This is a genomic window from Streptomyces sp. NPDC025638 (assembly GCF_055558775.1).
Genome location: NZ_JBVHLX010000011.1, coordinates 123,143 through 139,841 on the forward strand (window position 1 = coordinate 123,143; position 16,699 = coordinate 139,841).

A 16,699-nucleotide genomic window follows, 5' to 3' on the forward strand; every position below is an offset into this window, starting at 1 on the left:
CCTTCGTGTCGTAGCGGGGGCGGGATTTGAACCACGCGACCTCTGGGTTATGAGCCCAGCGAGCTACCGAGCTGCTCCACCCCGCGTCGGTGACTCCACTGTACGCCACACCCACAAGGCCCGCAGCGATTTTCCCGATGCAGTGCCTCCTGGGCTGCCCCCTGCTCCGCACCACCGACCGCACCCGTCGACGCCCGTGGCGACCGGACCACCGTCGAGCGCGAACTCGGCGTCCGACTCCCCGACGACTACAAGTGGCTGGTCAGCACCTATGGCTGGGAGAGTTCTGCGACTGTCTCCACCTACAGACGCCGTTCGGAACGAACCGGCACAACGGCATCGCACGGCACCCCGCATGCGAGACCCATCACATGGCGGCCGCCGAGTTTGTCGCGGGCTGGGCCCGCGGGCAGGTCAGCTCCCACTTGCTGGGAGACATGGAGCCGGATCTGGCGCCGCGGTTCAACGCCTTCCGTCCCCGCACTCATCGGTGTCTGCGTCTTTCCGAAGGCCCGTTCGCCCCGTCCGAGCGCTAGCGGCGGCTACGCGAGGCACTGGCTCCCACCGCGGACCGCGGCACATGGCGGTCGGAGCGCGGCGAGATGGGACAGGACCACTTCGCCACCACCGAAACCGACTGGCTCACCTACGACATGTCCCACACCCGCACCGGATCCGCATCGGCTTTCCACCGGAGGACATGGCACGCATCCGTCAACGTATCTTCGCCGCCACTGAGTTGATGGGGTGCCAGGTGCATGAGATCACGAACGGGTCCGGAAACCCGCTTGGGCGGCCTTCGGGAGTCCGGGCCTCAAACCCCGTTCAGGCGGGTGAAGATGTCCGGCCAGGGTGTTCCGAAGTCGCCGCGGCCGGCCCAGGACGCGGTGCGGCGGAGGGGTTCCAGGAGGGTGGGCGGGGTGTTCGGGTGGCGCATGAGGGCGTACAGCTCCGGGGAGATGTCGCCGAGCGTCTGAGCGGCGACCTCGACGAGATGGCGGGCCATCCACACGTCTCGCTCGGCGTAGTCGAGGATCACTTCCTTGAGCACGGCCCGTTCCACCCGGCTGAGGATGCGCAGATAGGGGCGCCAGGTATTGGCGGCGGGGTTGCGCCACTTCTGCTGGGGCCGGGGGTCGGCCTCGTTCATGGTGCGGATCGCCGTGTCCAGCAGGTCCTGAGCCTGGCTCGGGTGTCCGGCGCCGGACAGCCGCACGGCCAGGGCGGGCAGGTGGCGCAGCCGACGGCGCCAGCAGTGGGGGCGGGCCTCCTTGTCGTCGGGCGGCAGATGGAGGCCGAGTGGGGCGAAGGCGAGTTCGTCGACGCGTGCGAGGGAGGTGTGCAGGGCGGGCGTGGACAGGTCGGCGAAATGGGCGTGCAGGGCCACCAGGAAGAGATGTGCCTCGTGGCCGGCGAGGACGATCTGGCGGGCGTGGTGGTCGGCAGGGTCGTAGTGGCGCAGTTGCTCGTTGCCGAGGGCGACGATCTCTTCGAGGACGGGTGTGAGGACGCGCAGCGGGTCCTCGGCGCGCCACAGGCCGTTGGCCCTGGGCAGGTGCGCCATGGTGAGGTCCATGATCTGGCGGCGGTAGGCGGCTTGCCGGGTGGTACGCAGTTGGTCCGCCGTGTCCTCGGCGGTCGCCGGCGCCAGCAGGCCCCAGGAGACCAGCAGGAGGCGCAGTCGCATGCCGGCCAGCCAGTCGGGGCCCGGGACGCTCTGCAGGTGTCGCGCGATGGCATGCAGTTCGCCCAGGTGGGCCGGGTCGTCCAGCCCGTTTCTGAGCAGGTCCCGGTCCAGTTCGGCCAGCCGCCTCAGACCCTCGCGGCGCCCGGAGACGGCGGCCTCGGCGCGCAGCCAGGCGAGGAGATGACCGGAGCCGTCGGCGGCCCTGCGGGCGACCGCCTCCCGCAGCCGGGCCGTGGCCGGATGCCGGGCGCCGTCGGTGGCGACGAGGGTGAGTTCCAGGGCGAGTCGGGCGTGCGGGTGACCGCCTCCGGCCGCGGCCGCGGTCAACGCCGGGGACCAGGAGGGGGCCAGCCAGTGCGCGAGTTCGCCCGGCCGGGGCTCGACGGGCTCCTCGGTCCCCGGGTGGATGCAGTCGGCGACGGTGGTGCCGGGGAGCGGCACCTTGTCCGTGTCGAGCGCCTTGGCGATCAGGCCGGTGACGCCCGTTTCCCGGTCGGTTCCGGGCGCGGCACGCAGGCGTGCGCGGCACCAGGCGCGCGCCGCGCGCGGGCCCGGGAGGTCGCCGGGTACGGCCAGCAGCGGCGCGATCAGGTACTTGGCGCCGTCGGCCGCGGCCACCGGGGAGTCGACGGCCGCGGCGACGGTGTCGAGGACCTGGTGGACCGTCTGTTCGCCTTCGGTGTCCAGCAGTTCGGCGACTCCGCGCAGCAGGGCGCGGTCGGTCACCGTGGTGGTGCCGCCCGCCAGTGCCTCGGCACAGGCGACCGCGATGTCCAGCGGCACGACCTCTCCGCGGCGGGCGGCCGCCCAGGCGACGGCCGCGGCGACGATCAGGTCGTCGAAGGCGCCCGCCCACGGTTTCTCCTGCGGCAGCAGGGCCAGCTCCGCGGGCCGTCTCGCGGCGCTGTCCGCATAGGTGCCGGGCTGCTCCTCGGTGAGCCGGGCCAGGGCGTACAGGGCGCGTTGGTAGACCGTACGGTCGCGGAAGCGGGCGGCCGCCTCGATCAGCCGGTCGCAGCCCCGCGCGGTCGCCTCCGGATCGACCGCGTCCAGTGCCAGCAGCAGCTGGACCAGGGCCCCTCCGGGCGGCAGGCATTTCAGGGACTGCGCATCGGGAAACCGCAGCAGCCGGATGTCCGCGACGAATCCGGCCGCGACGCGGGGCTGTTGCCGGGCGAGGTGGATGAGGGCGGTCAGCACACGGCGGCGGGTCTCCTCCTCGCCCCGGTCCCACAGGGTGCGCAGGAGCACGGGCCAGGCGTACCAGGCGGGCTCGCTGGTGCCGTTGAGGACCGTCAGATAGGTCACCGTCTCCACGGGATCTGCCGTGGTCAGGACGCGGGCGCCCTGCTCGACGGCCTCCTCGGGCGGCCGGCGCAGACCGGCGTGGATGCGCAGGGCGGTCAGCCGGGACACCGCCTCGTCGGCGTCGAGCAGTGCGCCCAGCGGCGGATACCAGTCGTAGGAGCCGTCCCGGTCCGCGGTGTGGAAGGCGTGCCGGACGGCCTCGGCCAGGAGCAGGTCCTCCGGGCGCTCGGCCACGCGTGCGGCGGCCAGTGCCAGCGCGCCGGGTCCTGAGTGGCTGAGGGCCCGTCCGGCCGCGTATTCGGCGAACGCCTGGTGGTGGAATGCGAGGTGATCGCGCTCGAGTGCACGCAGCACACCGCGGCGCAGCAGAATGGACAGGATCTTGTCGCCGTCACGCGGTGGGATGCGCAGCCGCTTGGCCAGGACGTCGCGTGCGCCGGTGCGCGGCAGCTCGGGTTTGCCCGCGCGGAGCATGGCCAGCCCCAGGACGCGGGTGGCCGCGGACAGGTCACGGCCCGCCTCGGGTCCCGTCGGAGCGGTATCGCCGACCGTGTGCCGGGGGTCGGCGACGACCCGGTTCTCCCAGTAGTGGTCGAACAGGCCGGTCGCGTCCAGGTTCTCGTCGCCGGGGCCCGTCGGAGCGTACAGGTCGAAGATCATGCGCAGGGACAGCGGATGCCGGACCAGTTGTCCCAGGGGCAGGCCGCGGGCGACGGCCCCGGCGAGGATGCGGCGCATCTGTCCGGCGCGGGCCGGATCGAGCGGGCGGGCCGCTGCCGTGCCGCCGCCCTGGCGCGGCGCCGGGTCGCCGGGCGCCCGGCAGAAGACGCGCAGGTGTGTGTCGACCGCCCGACCCAGCTCCGAGTCGGGGGCCCAGCCGTCGCGGATGCCCGCATCCGCCTCTGTCCGGCCGTCCGCGTAGCTGCCCAGATGCCGTTTGCACAGCAGCTCGGCGATGCGGTGCTCGGTCCCGTCGGCGTACAGCTCCTCCAGCATCCGCGCCTCCGCCGACCGGCAGGCCAGGACGACGGCCACACCGCTCGCCCGGACGTCCTTGGCCACCGTCACCAGCCGGTCGGCGTCCACGGAGTTGTGCAACAGCAGGTCGGCGGTGTCCAGCAGCAGGGCCGGCGGCCGCCCCGGCTGCTCCCGCTCCAGCCGCTCCCGGTACGCCTCCAACCCCCCGAGCAGCGCGGGCACGCTGAGGTCGGCGGGCTGGTCCGGGCCGCCGAGCAGGGCGGCCGCGGAGATGGTGACCACGGCTCGTCCCTCGTCCAGCAGGGCGCGGCGCAGTCCCCACAGCACACAGCTCTTGCCGCTTCCGGGGTCCCCCAGCACGGCGACGGCCCGCCGGTCCCGGCCGGCCCACTGGGCCCGCAACTGGTCCAGCAGTCCCGCTTGTTCGTCGCGGGTGACGTACAGGTCCGACAGCCGTACCGCCGCGACGTCCGGGGACTCGGTACTCGGGAGCACCGCCTCCAGGGTGCGGACGGTTCGCCGGTCGACCGCCAGCAGCGCGGCCTCCGCCTCCTCCGGCCGCTCGGCGGCCCGGGCCGGGGTGACGGGTCCGGGCGGAGCGAGGGGCGTCCCCGTGTCGGGCGCGCGCAGCCGGTGCTGCTCCAGCAGCGCTCCACCGGCGTGCGCCGCGAGCCGGAAGAACCACCAGCGCCCGGCAGGCAGGAGGTTGTCGTAGGTGGTGAATCGCAGGGCGGTGGCCTGGAGGCTGAGGAGGAAGTGGTCCGTCCAGTGGTCGCGCCAGGTGTCCGGGACCGATTCCGTACACGCTCGACGCACCGCTTCGACCAGTTGTGCCGACTCCGGCACGATCCGTCCCAGGTCTTGGTCCGACGGGTCCACCAGGTGGCGCAGCAGGGCGAGTTCCTGCTCGTCGGGGAGTTTCTCGCGCACCTTCGGTGCCAGCGCCGACAGCAGCAGGGTGGCTATGTCCCGGGACAGCGGGGCGTCCTCGGCGAAGGTCGCCAGGTCGATGAGCCGGAAGCCGTCGTACCGGACGCGTCCGTGCCGGTACGGCACCATGACGTTCTGCAGATGCAGGTCGCCGTGCGCCCGGCCTCGTACGACGCTGACCTTCACGACGGGGATTCCCTGCGACCCGGCGGCCATGGCCAGCGGGTTGGGAAGGACACGCCCGTCGACCTCGATCCAGGGCATGGTGGGGGCCAGGGCCGCGATGCGGGCGCCGTAGGCCCGTGCCGATCCCGCTTCGGAGAGCAGCGCGCCGAGTTCGCCCGTGAGTACGTCGGCGGCGGTGGTCGGCACGGCGGTGCCACCCTGGATCCCCTGGTTCCAGCCGGTCAGCAGCCACCGTGTGAGGTACGCGCACGCCTCGTCGAGGTGCTGTCCCGCGAGCCCCGCCAGTGTGTCCACGTCGCGCAGACTGCCGGCCGCGGGGGCCTGGAAGGTCAGCAGGCGTCCGTCGCCCACCGGCCACGGCCGGAACGCCTGCCCCGCCACCCGGTCGCCGCCGGCTCGCTCCGCGCGGGTGTGCGCGTCCGGTTCGGACCGCTGGTCGGCGGCGCACACCTTGACCACCACGTCCCCCACGCCGGGGGTGACCGTCACGGCGGTGAGCAGGGCGCCGGTGGCGCTCTCGCCGGAGGGGCGCCAGCGGGGCTCGACCGGGAGGACCGTACCGCCGTGTCCGCCGTGCCGGGCCCAGTCGACCAGGGCGCGTCCCGCCGCGTCGTCGTCGAACAGGTCCGCGAGCTGCGCGGCCGTGTCGACGTCGTCCGGTCCCTCGGCCGGTGGTGCCGACGGCTCGGGGCCCGGTGCGCCGTCGGCGGAACGGGTGGGCGTGGAGGTCATCAGGTCGCCTCCAGGACGTCGGGGGCGGTCGGGTCGAGGAAGGTGCCGATGGGGAGCAGCGCGCCCCATTCCCGGACGGGGCAGTCCCACATCGCCGGGAAGGCGAAGGCCGCCGAGATCGCGTGGTGGACCGCGTCGGCCACGGTGCCGTGCGCGCCGTGCAGTGCGTCGAGCACCTGCCGTACGAACGCCTCGGCCACCGGTGTGTCGTTGAACTCCCCCACCGTGGCGAGCAGTTCGACCGTCCCTCTGGCGAGGGCGAGGGTGGCGATGCTGACCGGGTCGGTCATCGCGCGCCCGGGGATTCCCGCTCCCCAGCAGGTGACCAGGTACAGCCGCCGCGGCGGTAGACCGCGCAGGACGTCGGCGGGGAGCAGCCAGTTCTCGCCGTCCAGTTCCAGGTAGTGGCCCGTGCCCGGGACCAGGCGTCCGTGGCAGACGACGATCACCGTGTGACAGCCGGCGCCCAGGCGCTCCTTGACCGAACCCGCGTCGAGGGGCCGCTCCAGCTCGCGCCCGGGGACCGGAAGGGGCTCGTGATGGGTGATGTACGGGCTGCGCCAGAAGACGGCCGGCGCCTCGGACGGGCCGGCCGGGCCGCGCCGGCGCAGCACGTGCTGCAGGAAGAGGGAAGGGCACACGGCAAAGCGGGCGGCCTGTCCGAGGACCAGCCCGTCGCGCAGCGGTACGGCACCCCACGGTACGAGCCACAACTCGCCCACCGGCAGGAGGAGAAGCCTGTGCTCCCCGGGCTCCGCCAGCTGGTCCCGCAGCGGTTCGGGGACGAGCTCGGCCAATGGCGCCAACTGCCCCGGGACCAGGGCGCTGCGTTCGGCGCTGTCCTCCTGCAACACGGCCAGCAGCCGCCCGCAGGGCTCGGAGAGTGGAGTGCTGCCGAGGACCGGGCGCCCGTCGGCGGTGTGCCACAGCCAGTGGACCCGGTCCGGTGCGTCGGGATCCACGACAAGTTGGAGAGCGTGACAGCCCGGCGGCAGATCGCGGATCAGCTCGGCACCGTCCTCGGCAGGTGGGAGATACACGCTCGCCAGGACGTCCTCGAGCGCCTCCTCGGCCGGCTCGCGCAGACCCTGCGGTACCGCCAGAGCCCCCATCATGCGCAGAATCCGTCGGCGCCGGTCCGTGCCCGGCGGCAGGACGGGGCCGTGCCCCGGGCCGCGCCGGCCGGCGGCCCAGCGCTGGTCGGCGTGCACGATCATCTGCTGCGCGAACTCCGCGTCGGTCACCGAAGCGGCATCCGGGGGCGCTTGAGCAAGTCCCGCCAGGCGCCGGCCGGCCAGGGCCTCGGCGACGACGGCGAACGACGCCGCGTCGCCCACCGCGACCGCCGCCCGCAGCGCGGCCGAGTACACCCCGGCGAACCGGCCCCGGTACTCCTGCTGGGCGGCCGACTCGCGGTGCGTGGCCCGGAACTCCTCGATGGCGAACACCGCGGCCACCCGGTCACGCAGCGCACGGCCGGACTCGGCCAACGCCTCCCGCGCCTCGGCCAGCTTGCCCAGCGCCGTGCACACCCCCAGCAGGTCGTCCAGTTCGCGATAGGCCGCGAGGGACTGTTCGAACCCGGTCACCGCACCGTGCCAGTCCGTCCGGGAGCGGGCCACGCGGGCCAGGTCGTGGAGGGCATGGGCGCGGGCCCGTGGCAGCCCGCGTTCGGTGGCGATGGTCAGCGCGGCACGGTACTGGATCTCGGCGCTGTCGGGTTCGTTCACGCGCAGCAGGAAGTCGCCCAGGTCACCGAGGACGTTGGTGACTCCGACCGGGTCGTCGTCCGCGTCGAACAACTGCGCCGCCCGCACCAGCCAGGTGGTCGCCTCGTCGGGTCGGCCGAGGCGCAGCAGCACGGCGCCGAGCCGCTGCGCCGAGTGCGCCTGACCGGTCACACCATGGACGGCCTCGAACACCCGGTGGGCCCTCTCGTACGTCTCCGCGGCCCTCTCGGGTGAGCCCAGCCGTTCCTCGCACTCGCCGAGGCCGAGCAGCGCGTTGCCCTCGTACACCGGGTCGGCGAGTTCTTCGGCCAGGGTGAGAGCGCGAGTGAACCGCTCGGTGGCGCGGCCCGCGCTGTGGTGCATCCTCGTCAGATGGCCCAGCGCGACGAGGGCACGCAGCTCACCGAAGCGGTAGCCGAGCGCCGCGGCGTCGCCCAGAGCGCGCTGGTAGGCCTCGACGGCCTGCTCCGGAGCGTCGAGGTGACGGTGGGCGTCTCCCACGCCTAGCCAGGCGTTGACCCGGGTGACACCGGAGGTGGTGGCCGCGGCCAGGTCCGCGAACACGGTGTGCGCGCGGTCGTACCTGCCCTCGCGGATGGCCGTGTCCCCCGCGGTCTCGGCCGTCAGGGCCCGGTGCCATTCCGCCAAGTCCATGGGCTCCACGGCCGCTCCGGTGACCGCCGTGTCCAGCAGGTGGCGATAGCGACAGCGCAGCGCGATCGCCCCCGGGGGCGGGTGTTCGGCGAGCCGCCGACGAACCTGCGGGGAATCCGAGTTCCATGCCTCGAAGATCAGCGGGGCCATGCGGTGCCGGGTGATGTCACCGATGTAAGAGTCGGAGTTGGCCACTCAGCCGGTCCCTTCCGCGTCCGCCCCGCGCAGCCGCGGCACTTCGCCGAGCAGTCTGCCGCCCAGCGCGACGGGCCGCGTCGCGGCGCGGGCCGCCGGAGGTGCCGAAGTGACGGTGGACGGCTGCTCCGTGGACGGGCTCCTGAACGGGTTCTTGAGCGGCCGGGGGCGCTCGCTGCCGATGCGCGCCCCGTTCAGCGCGGCCCATCGCCCGGCGGCCCGGCAGGCCAGGCGCATGAACCACCACCGCAGCTCCGGAGAGAAGCTGGTGAAGGTGGTGAAGCGGAGCGCGGCGGCCTGGAGCGCCGGCGGGTACTGCCGCAGCCAGGCGTCGCCGAAGCCCTTGGGCTCCACCAGGCTCCACGTGGCGTCGTGGACACCCGAGATCAGCCGGGCGACGAGGGGGTCCTGCCGCGGGTGCGCGGGGGTGTGCGGATGCGTCAGGTCCGTCAGCAGCGTCTGCCTCTGCAGTGTCGAGAGGTCCGGCCACAGCCAGGCCACCGCGGACAGCAGCAGCTGGACCTGGTCCCGAGCGCGTGGACCGACAGAGCGGTATGTCGACAGGTCGATGAGGCGGAAGGTCCCTGGCCGGACGCCCTGTTCGTCCTGCACCACCAGGATGTTCCCGAGGTGCAGATCGCCGTGGACGCGTGCGGTCAGGACGTCGAGTTTCCGGTCGCCCTGGCAGGTGTGCCCGAAGGCCGCCGGCAGCGGATTGGGGAGCGGCTCGGGATCCTCCGCCGTGACGATCCAGCGGACACCCGGGCCGCTGAGTCCCGCGACCGCCGCCCACCGGTCCACCGATCCCGTGCCGCTCAGCGGACCCCGTAACTCCTGGTCGAGGAACGCGGCCAGGGTCTGCTCGGTCCGCCGTACGGAACCGTTCCATTCGGCCGCGACGGACCGGGCCACCGCCAGACATGTGTCGACCAGTTGCTCGGCCTGCCCCGGACGCTCCAGGTCGGCCAGAGGCCGGCACAGCGCCGTGCCCCCGGCCAGGTGCTGGAAGTAGATGATCCGACCCGCCGGGGTGACCACCGGTCCGGCCTGCGCCACCAGACCGACCAGATGTCTTCGGGCGAACTCAACTGCACCGGGAGCGGCTTGGGCGGCCGCGTCGTCGAACGCCCGCCGGTGGGCGTCCGGTTCACGCCGGTTGTCTTGTGGTACGACCTTGGCCACGAGGTTCAGGTCGTCGCCGCCCGGGGGACGCAGTACGAGGGAGGCGACGAAGGCGTCGGTGTAGCCCCGCGAGGTCCACGGGGTGGCGGGCAGGGACACCGTCCAGCCGGAGGTGCGGCGCCACCGGGCCAGGCCCTCGGCGGCGTCCTCCCCCAGTAGGTCGGCGAGTTGCCGGTCCGCTTCGCCGTCGGGCGCCCGCGTCTCCACGCCACCTCCGCATGCGCCGGTGTCCAGGCAGATCAGTGTGTCAGATCGGGCGCGGCGGGACATCGCGGTCGCGACGGTGTGCATACGTTCGCGCTAGGCTGCCGGTCACCGGCCACGGCGGGCCGCGGGGAAGGGAGTTGGCCGGATGAGCGACGGTCCGCAGAGCACGCGAGGACCGGCCGGTCGCCACGAGTTGTACTCAGAGGACGCCGTCATGGGTGCCGACCGCCGTTGGCGGCTGGAGTCGGCCATCCGCTTCGGCCACGCCACGGTGATGGACGCCGACGCCGAGACCCTCGACCGGCTCGTCCACCAAGTCGGCTGGGACCGCTGGGCCTATTCGTACGTCACGTTCCCCTACGACCTCGACCGGCTGGGCGACGGCCGCCGCTACGAGGGTCTGCGCCTCACGGTGACGTACCGTCATCCCCGTGTCCTGGCCGAATACCTGGCGCCTTCGCACGACAACACCGATGTTCCGATCTCCGAGGCCGTTGTCACGTTCGGGCTGGGGCAGCCCCGCATGACGTGGGACTTCAGTCCGTGCGAAGGCAACGTCGAGTTGGCGCCGCACGGTCGGGTGGTCCACTGCCTGGTCCGGCGCCCTCCGGAGGTCGAACAGGTGGAGGTAGTGCTGGAGGCGGAGGTGACGATCGTCCGCCAGCTGCTGGTGGTGGACCGCCGGACCGCGCTGATCCGGGAACCGGGTCACTATCTGCTGTCCTTCACCGAGGGCACCTTCGAGCCGTTCGACCCGGGCCTCTCGTTCCGCATCTCGTGAAGGGACTCGGCCTGGCCGGGCGGTTGCCCGTCGGCTGCGTTGCCGCCGTCTCCAGCAATGTGAGCAGCCCAAGGGCCGGAGGTCAGGATGCCCAGGACGAGGACGGCCAGACCGCAGCCGACGATGATCCACCAGACGGCGGGGCGCGTCCCGGCGGCGATCACGGCGCCGCTCACCGCGATGCCGAGCGCGGCGCCGACCTGACGGCTGGTCGCGGCGATCGCGGCGGCCACCCCTGCCTGGGCCCGCGGCAGACCCGAGACCGCCGTGTCGGTGATGGGTGCGTTGACGAATCCGAAGCCCAGTCCGAACAGCGCGTACGCCGCGTAGAGCAGGATGCCCGTGCCGTCCCCGGAGCGAGTGGCGGGCACCGCCAGCGCGCCGCCGGCGGTGATACCGGCGCCGGCGATCAGCAGCGGGATGCGCGGCCCGCGGCTGCCGACCATCCGCCCGGACAGGGGCGGGCACAGCAGGCACAGCACCGCCATCGGCAGCAGGCGCACCCCGGCATCCAGCGGACTGAGCCCCAAGTCACCTTGCAGATAGAGGGCGTTGGCGAACAGGAAGCCGCCGAGTGCGATGAAGGCGCAGACCGCCATCACCGTGGCCCCGCTGAAGGATGCGCTGCGGAACAGACGCGGATCGATCAGCGGTTCGTCACGTCTCTTCTCGTACGGCACGAACCCGGCCAGCGCACCCGCCGCGGCGATCAGGCAGCCCACGATGACGGGTGAGGTCCAGCCCCGGCCCGGCGCCTCGATGACGGCGTACGTCAGCGTGCCGAGCGCCGCGATCACCAGGAGTTGACCCACGGGGTCCACCCGGCGGGGCCGTGGCGCACGGGACTCCGGCACGTATAGGGCGGCGAGGACCAGCGCGGCCAGCCCGATCGGCACGTTCAGCCAGAACACCGACCGCCATCCGGCGATCTGCACCAGCACACCGCCGAGGGTCGGTCCGGCCGCCATGCTGATGCCCACCACGCCGCCCCACACGCCGATGGCCCTGGCCCGTTCCGACGGCCGCGGGAACGCGTTGGCGATGACGGCCATGGCGACCGGGGTGAGCATGCAGCCGCCCAGGGCTTGCGCCATACGGAAGACGATCAGCCAGTTCAACGACGGTGCCAGGCTGCACAGTGCCGATCCGCCGGTGAACAGCACGAGCCCGAGTCGGAAGACGCGCCGTCGGCCGACCCGGTCGGCCGTGGAGCCGGCGAATATCAGCAGCGAGGCCAGCACGATGGTGTACGCGTCGAGGGTCCACTGCAGGCCCGCCACGGAGCAGTGCAGGTCTTGCCGTATCGAGGGCAGGGCGACGTTGAGGATGGTGGTGTCGAGGCTGACCAGCAGGACGCTCAGACAGCAGACGGCCAGGACCAACGACGGTCTGCCGCGGTCGGGTTCGGGCACGGGCGGCCCTTCCGGAGTCAGGGCCGCGGCCGGTCGATGGCGTGCGCGTCGGCGAAGTCCCAGACCACGGGGAGGAATTGCTCGGGCGTCTCGGTCTGGGGCATGTGGCCGGTGCCCTGCAGCAGACGAAACTCCGCGTCGGGGATGGCCTGCGCGTACGCGCGCCCGTAGTCGGCGTCCACGACCTGGTCGCTTGCGCCCCACGCGACGAGTGTCGGGTGGGCGATCTTGGCCAGTCGGTCGGGCAGGGTGGGGTCGGCCATGGCGTTCGTGCCCGAATAGACGTGCAGCGTGGCACGGTTGGCGGCCATGACCGCGCGCTGCGCCTCGGACAGTGTGCTGGGGTCGAAGCGGAACTTCGAGGGGTCGTGGAAGGAAAGGCGGGACAGTTCGACGGGAGTCAGGGAGAAGGCGTCCGCGATCGGGTGGCCGGGGACGTCGATGCCGACGGCGTTGACGAGGGTGACGCTGCTGATCCGGTCGCTGCCCAGCGCTGCCAGTTCGGCGGCGATCCAGCCGCCGACGGAGTTGCCGACGACGGTGACGTCCCGCAGGTCGAGCGCGTCGAGCAGCCGTGCGTAGATCTGGGCCAGGGTCGTGACGTCGGTCAGCCAGTCGGGACGGTCGGTGCCGTCGAAGCCGGGGTGGACGGGGGTGAACACCCTGGCCGGACGCTGCTCGGCGAGGAGTCCGGCGAACGGGGTGACGGTCTGCGGACCGCCGCCTCCGTGCAGGAGCAGGAAGGGGTGCCCCTGCCGGCCCTGGAGGTCGACGGTGACGTCGAGGGTGCCCTGGTCGACGGTGAGGGTGTGGGTGCTGCTGGTCATGTGAGGCTCCTGAAGTGGGCGGCCGCGACGGGCCGCGGCGAGGGGAAGGGCCGGCGGGACAGCGGCCGTCAGGCGTAGTCGGTTGCGGGAACGGTGGCGTACCGGCTCATCACCGCGACGGTCGACTCCGGGGTCAGCTCCTGACCGCCGGCGATCATGTCCCGCAGGTCCCGGAAGTACTGCACATACAGGTCGGGCGTGAAGGTGTTGAGCATCACGGCAGGCTCGTCGCCGAGGTTGGCGAAGGTGTGCGGAGCGCCGGGCGGGATCATCGCGAGCGTGCCGGCCGGGGCCACGTGGGTCGTCTCCCCGACGGTGAAGTGCACGGTTCCGGAGACGACGTAGAAGCCCTCGTCGTGCTGGGCGTGGCGGTGCTGCGGCGGCCCCTGGGTGTGCGGGGCGAGGGTGATCTCGCCGATCCCGAGGCGATGCCCGGTGGTACTGCCGTCCTCCAGGATGCGCATCTGTGTCGGGCCCAGCTGGATCGTCTCGCCGTCGTCCGGGCCGACCACGGAAACCGTACTCATCGCTGCCTCCTTCGTGAGAGCTGACTCTCATGAGAGTAGAGAAGTCCAGTCTCGTTATGCAAGTCGACGCTCACGACGACAGCCGAATGCTAGGATGAGGGTGAACACACAGAAGGAGAGGTCCCACGATGACGGCGCAGGCGGGCACCGGCCGCACCAACCAGAAGCAGCGCACCCGCACGGCGATCGTGGCGGCCGCCCGCGAACTCATCAGTACGGGCGCCGAGGTGACCATGCCCCTGATCGCCCGCGCGGCGCTGGTCTCCGAGGCCACCGCCTACCGGTACTTCCCCGACCTCTCCTCACTGATCAGCGAGGCCCTGGCCGGCGCCTGGCCGCCCCCCGCCGAGGCGCTCGCACCGGTCGGCGACTCCACCGACCCCGTCGAGCGGGTCGCCTTCGCCTGCGAGTTCCTGCTCCGCGGCATCATCGCCCGCGAGGGAGCGGTACGGGCGATGATCTCGGCCACCATCGCCCGCCCCGATGCCGCGACCGCCCGCCCCGGAATCCGCTTCGGGCTGATCGACCACGCGCTCCTCCCGCTCGAAGGCACCCTCGGTGCAACGGACTTGGAAGCCTTCGCACAGCTCAAAAGGGACCTCGCGGTGACCGTGAGCGCCGAGGCACTCTTCACCCTCACCGACCTGTGCGGGCTCGACCCCGACGAGGCGATCAAAAGCGCCGTACGGACGGCGACGACGCTCACGGAGGCCGCGGTCCGCTCGCGCGGGGCGTCGGCTGGCCCCTTCCAGTGACTGACGGACGACGCGCGCATGGATCGCGCGTCGCGGAGGTACAGCGTCTCCGCCGTGAGAGCCCCGGAATCGTGAGGAGATCAGCCATGTACGCAGCCGTCAGACGGTACGAGGGAGTGACCGATCCGGCCGAAGCGGGGCGTCGGGTGAGCGAGGGGTTCGTGCCGCTCATCCGTCAGATCCCCGGCCTCCTGGCCTACTACTGGGTCGACGCCGGGAACGGAGTGATGATCTCGACCAGCGTCTTCGAAGACGAGGACGGGGCGCATGAATCCATCAGGAAGGCCGCGGTCTTCGTACGGGACCACCTCGCGCCGCTGCTCCCCAACCCTCCCCAGGTCATGTCGGGCCACGTCGTGGCCTTCGCGTAGCACGAGGGGCCGAGCCGGATGCCTTGAAGATGCCGGCGCCCTCGGCGCCGGCGTCCATGGCCGGTTCCCATCGTCACCCCCGAAGCGGAATGCAATGATCACCAAAGCGCGGCACTCCCGCGCGAGAGTCCCAGTGGGGGTCGAGAGGCCCCCTTCCAGGCAGGTGGCACTGTGGCTGACACAACGCGCGAAGAAGACGCCATCCGCGGCGTCGTGGAACGTCTGCAGGGTGCCTTCAGCGCGACGCACAGCCAGAACGAGATCGAGGCGGCGGTAGCCGAGGCACACGCGTCATTCACCGGACGACCCGTTCGCGAGTTCGTCCCTGTGCTGGTTGAACGCAAGGCGAGGGCCAGGCTCCACGAGTCCTCCGGCTGAAGGCGATCCTGCCGTGCATCTGATCACCGACGGAGTCACCCCAGTTCCTCGGCTGGTGCTGATCGATACGAGTGAGACGGATGACGGCCACTTCTGCGAACGCCCAGTCCGCCCGGGCGACCGCATGAGTCGGCCCACACACGGCACGCTGCATCACGTCGAGTTGTGGGTGCCGGACCTCCAGCGCGCACTCGCCTCGTTCGGCTGGCTGCTTCAGGCGCTGGGTTACGCCGTCCACCAGAGCTGGGACGGCGGCCGCAGTTGGCGGCTCGGGCCGACCTATCTGGTCATCGAGCAGTCCCCGGCCCTCGCTGCCGAACGGCACGATCGCTGCCGTCCGGGACTGAACCATCTGGCGTTCCATGTCGAGGACGCCACCACGGTCGAGAAGCTGGCTGCCGACGCCGCTCAGCACGGCTGGCAGCTGATGTTCCCCGAACGGCATCCATACGCCGGCGGTGGGCAGCACTACGCCGCCTACCTGGAGAACGGCGACGGCTTCGAGGTCGAACTCGTCGCGATCAGCCCACCCGAACGAAACTGAGATCAACCGGTCCACAGGTCTCGACGCTCACACCCGAAGGTGCGGCGCGGCGGGCGTGGTCGCCGCGCCGGTGGTGTGATGGTTCTCGTGGTCGGGAGTCAGCTTGGGCTGCAGGTGACCGTGGGCCAGGTCCAGGTGCCGTTGGTCTGGAGGGTGACACCCCAGTTGTTGCCATTGCCGTTCGGTTTGGCAGTCAGCACCTGCTCGCTCGGATGACTCGCGCTGACGTTCCAGGTCGCGATGACCTTCTCGGGCGACGGAACATTCATCGTCACCGTCCAACTGCTGGAACCACTCACCGAGACATTCAAGTGCCCAGATTCATGGAGGCCGACCCACCGCCGTCGGTCCAGAAGGAGTAGTAGTAGCCGTTGTTCGTGCCGGTTTGGTTCGTCGTGATCACCGTGTCGGCAGCGGCGGTCCCAGGCAGGATCAGCGCGACTACGGCGACCAGCAGCATGAGTAAGTGGCCGCGTCCGCGGCTCCTCGGACGTGCGGGTGCGTTCATGTACGTGTTTCCTCTCGTGAAGGCCCATGCGGGTGGCGAACAGTGTTGGTTTGAGCACGTCGGCCGTCAATAGTTTCGGTTGTGAGTTCGAAACATTCGAAGCCTTCAGGGGCGCATCTTGAGCACCTACAAGCAGGTCATCCACCGCATCACTGCAATCGAGACAGATCCGATCGACGGTGACGCCACCCGGGGTAGCACTTGAATCGGCATCGTCGAAACTTTCGAACCGCTCGTCAGCGCCTCTGCGCCAACGCCGGCAGTTGCTGTCGGCAGCCTCCGGTTGCCGACGGCCCACCACCCCGAGAGGCTGTGTGAAGCATGCCGAAAGCCACCAACGGGAGTGCATCATGACGCAACTCGGTCTGCTGGCACACATCGAGGCCAAGCCGGACTACGCGGACCAGGTCGAAAGCCTGCTGCGCGAGGCGGAGCGGCTCGCACAGCAGGAGTCGGACACCGTCACGTGGTTCGCGTTCCGCCAGGGCCCCACCACCTTCGGCATCTTCGACGCCTTCGACGACGAGCAGGGGCGCCAGAGTCATCTGCAGGGCAGGATCGCCGCCGCGCTGATGGAGGTCGCCCCGGAGATGCTCGCCGAGCCGCCCGACATCAAGCCCGTCGACATTCTGGCCGACAAGCTCCCGTGAGCGGCCCCGCACCGGCGCGGCAGGGGAAAGGCCTTTTCCGCTATCTTGTTGCCGCAACGTAGTTCGGACCTGAACAACGTCTGCCTGCACGCCAGTTGCTCATCCCCCTTGCTGTCATGCGCACGCCAGCATGCCCCCCACGCCCCCACGCCGGAGG

General features: G+C 71.5%; 13 protein-coding genes, 1 tRNA gene and 1 pseudogene. 6 read left to right on the top strand and 9 right to left on the bottom strand.

Going from position 1 to position 16,699, the window contains the following annotated elements:
- Positions 1–11 precede the first annotated feature (11 nt).
- From ACZ4EG_RS27210 to ACZ4EG_RS27225, 4 genes are all read right to left on the bottom strand, one after another.
- Positions 12–86, bottom strand: a tRNA-Met gene (locus tag ACZ4EG_RS27210).
- A 728-nt stretch (positions 87–814) separates the two neighbouring features.
- A complete protein-coding gene (locus ACZ4EG_RS27215) occupies positions 815–5,821 on the bottom strand; it encodes a hypothetical protein (RefSeq protein WP_467792445.1) in 5,007 nt (1,668 codons plus the stop codon).
- A complete protein-coding gene (locus ACZ4EG_RS27220; RefSeq protein ID WP_467792446.1) occupies positions 5,821–8,400 on the bottom strand; it encodes a tetratricopeptide repeat protein in 2,580 nt (859 codons plus the stop codon). The genes ACZ4EG_RS27215 and ACZ4EG_RS27220 overlap by 1 nt, the downstream gene beginning before the upstream one ends.
- Entirely contained in the window at positions 8,401–9,873 is a 1,473-nt protein-coding gene (locus ACZ4EG_RS27225) for a hypothetical protein (protein WP_467792447.1), read from the bottom strand.
- 130 nt (positions 9,874–10,003) lie between these two features.
- Between ACZ4EG_RS27225 and ACZ4EG_RS27230 the strand changes: the two genes are divergently transcribed.
- Complete coding sequence (locus ACZ4EG_RS27230; protein WP_467792448.1) at positions 10,004–10,570, top strand: hypothetical protein; 567 nt, start codon at positions 10,004–10,006, stop codon at positions 10,568–10,570.
- On the opposite strand, the gene ACZ4EG_RS27235 is transcribed toward ACZ4EG_RS27230, so the two are convergent.
- The 3 genes from ACZ4EG_RS27235 to ACZ4EG_RS27245 form a co-directional block, all read right to left on the bottom strand.
- On the bottom strand, positions 10,501–11,982 hold the full coding sequence (locus ACZ4EG_RS27235) for an MFS transporter (RefSeq protein ID WP_467792449.1): 1,482 nt from the start codon (positions 11,980–11,982) through the stop codon (positions 10,501–10,503). The two genes, ACZ4EG_RS27230 and ACZ4EG_RS27235, sit on opposite strands and share 70 nt — an antisense overlap.
- A gap of 17 nt (positions 11,983–11,999) precedes the next feature.
- Complete coding sequence (locus ACZ4EG_RS27240; RefSeq protein WP_467792450.1) at positions 12,000–12,809, bottom strand: alpha/beta fold hydrolase; 810 nt, start codon at positions 12,807–12,809, stop codon at positions 12,000–12,002.
- 68 nt (positions 12,810–12,877) lie between these two features.
- Entirely contained in the window at positions 12,878–13,336 is a 459-nt protein-coding gene (locus tag ACZ4EG_RS27245) for a cupin domain-containing protein (protein WP_390709467.1), read from the bottom strand.
- 128 nt (positions 13,337–13,464) lie between these two features.
- On the opposite strand from ACZ4EG_RS27245, the gene ACZ4EG_RS27250 reads away from it, so the two are divergent.
- The 4 genes from ACZ4EG_RS27250 to ACZ4EG_RS27265 all read left to right on the top strand — a co-directional run bounded on the left by ACZ4EG_RS27250 (position 13,465) and on the right by ACZ4EG_RS27265 (position 15,384).
- The gene (locus ACZ4EG_RS27250) at positions 13,465–14,091 is read left to right on the top strand and encodes a TetR/AcrR family transcriptional regulator (protein WP_467792451.1); all 627 of its coding nucleotides are present in this window, start codon (positions 13,465–13,467) and stop codon (positions 14,089–14,091) included.
- Between the two features lie 86 nt (positions 14,092–14,177).
- Positions 14,178–14,462, top strand: a complete 285-nt coding sequence (locus ACZ4EG_RS27255; RefSeq protein WP_390709469.1) for a hypothetical protein — start codon at positions 14,178–14,180, stop codon at positions 14,460–14,462.
- 171 nt (positions 14,463–14,633) lie between these two features.
- On the top strand, positions 14,634–14,840 hold the full coding sequence (locus ACZ4EG_RS27260; RefSeq protein ID WP_467792452.1) for a three-helix bundle dimerization domain-containing protein: 207 nt from the start codon (positions 14,634–14,636) through the stop codon (positions 14,838–14,840).
- A 124-nt stretch (positions 14,841–14,964) separates the two neighbouring features.
- Complete coding sequence (locus ACZ4EG_RS27265) at positions 14,965–15,384, top strand: VOC family protein (RefSeq protein WP_453559569.1); 420 nt, start codon at positions 14,965–14,967, stop codon at positions 15,382–15,384.
- Between the two features lie 98 nt (positions 15,385–15,482).
- Here the strand turns inward: ACZ4EG_RS27265 and ACZ4EG_RS27270 are convergent.
- Positions 15,483–15,698 (bottom strand): annotated as a pseudogene (locus tag ACZ4EG_RS27270) (glycoside hydrolase family 11 protein); the annotation flags it as partial.
- Positions 15,692–15,892, bottom strand: coding sequence for a hypothetical protein (locus tag ACZ4EG_RS27275; RefSeq protein WP_467792615.1), 201 nt, complete (start codon positions 15,890–15,892; stop codon positions 15,692–15,694). The gene ACZ4EG_RS27275 and the pseudogene ACZ4EG_RS27270, both read right to left, overlap by 7 nt.
- 350 nt (positions 15,893–16,242) lie before the next feature.
- Between ACZ4EG_RS27275 and ACZ4EG_RS27280 the strand changes: the two genes are divergently transcribed.
- The gene (locus ACZ4EG_RS27280) at positions 16,243–16,542 is read left to right on the top strand and encodes a putative quinol monooxygenase (protein WP_453559571.1); all 300 of its coding nucleotides are present in this window, start codon (positions 16,243–16,245) and stop codon (positions 16,540–16,542) included.
- Positions 16,543–16,699: the final 157 nt, after the last annotated feature.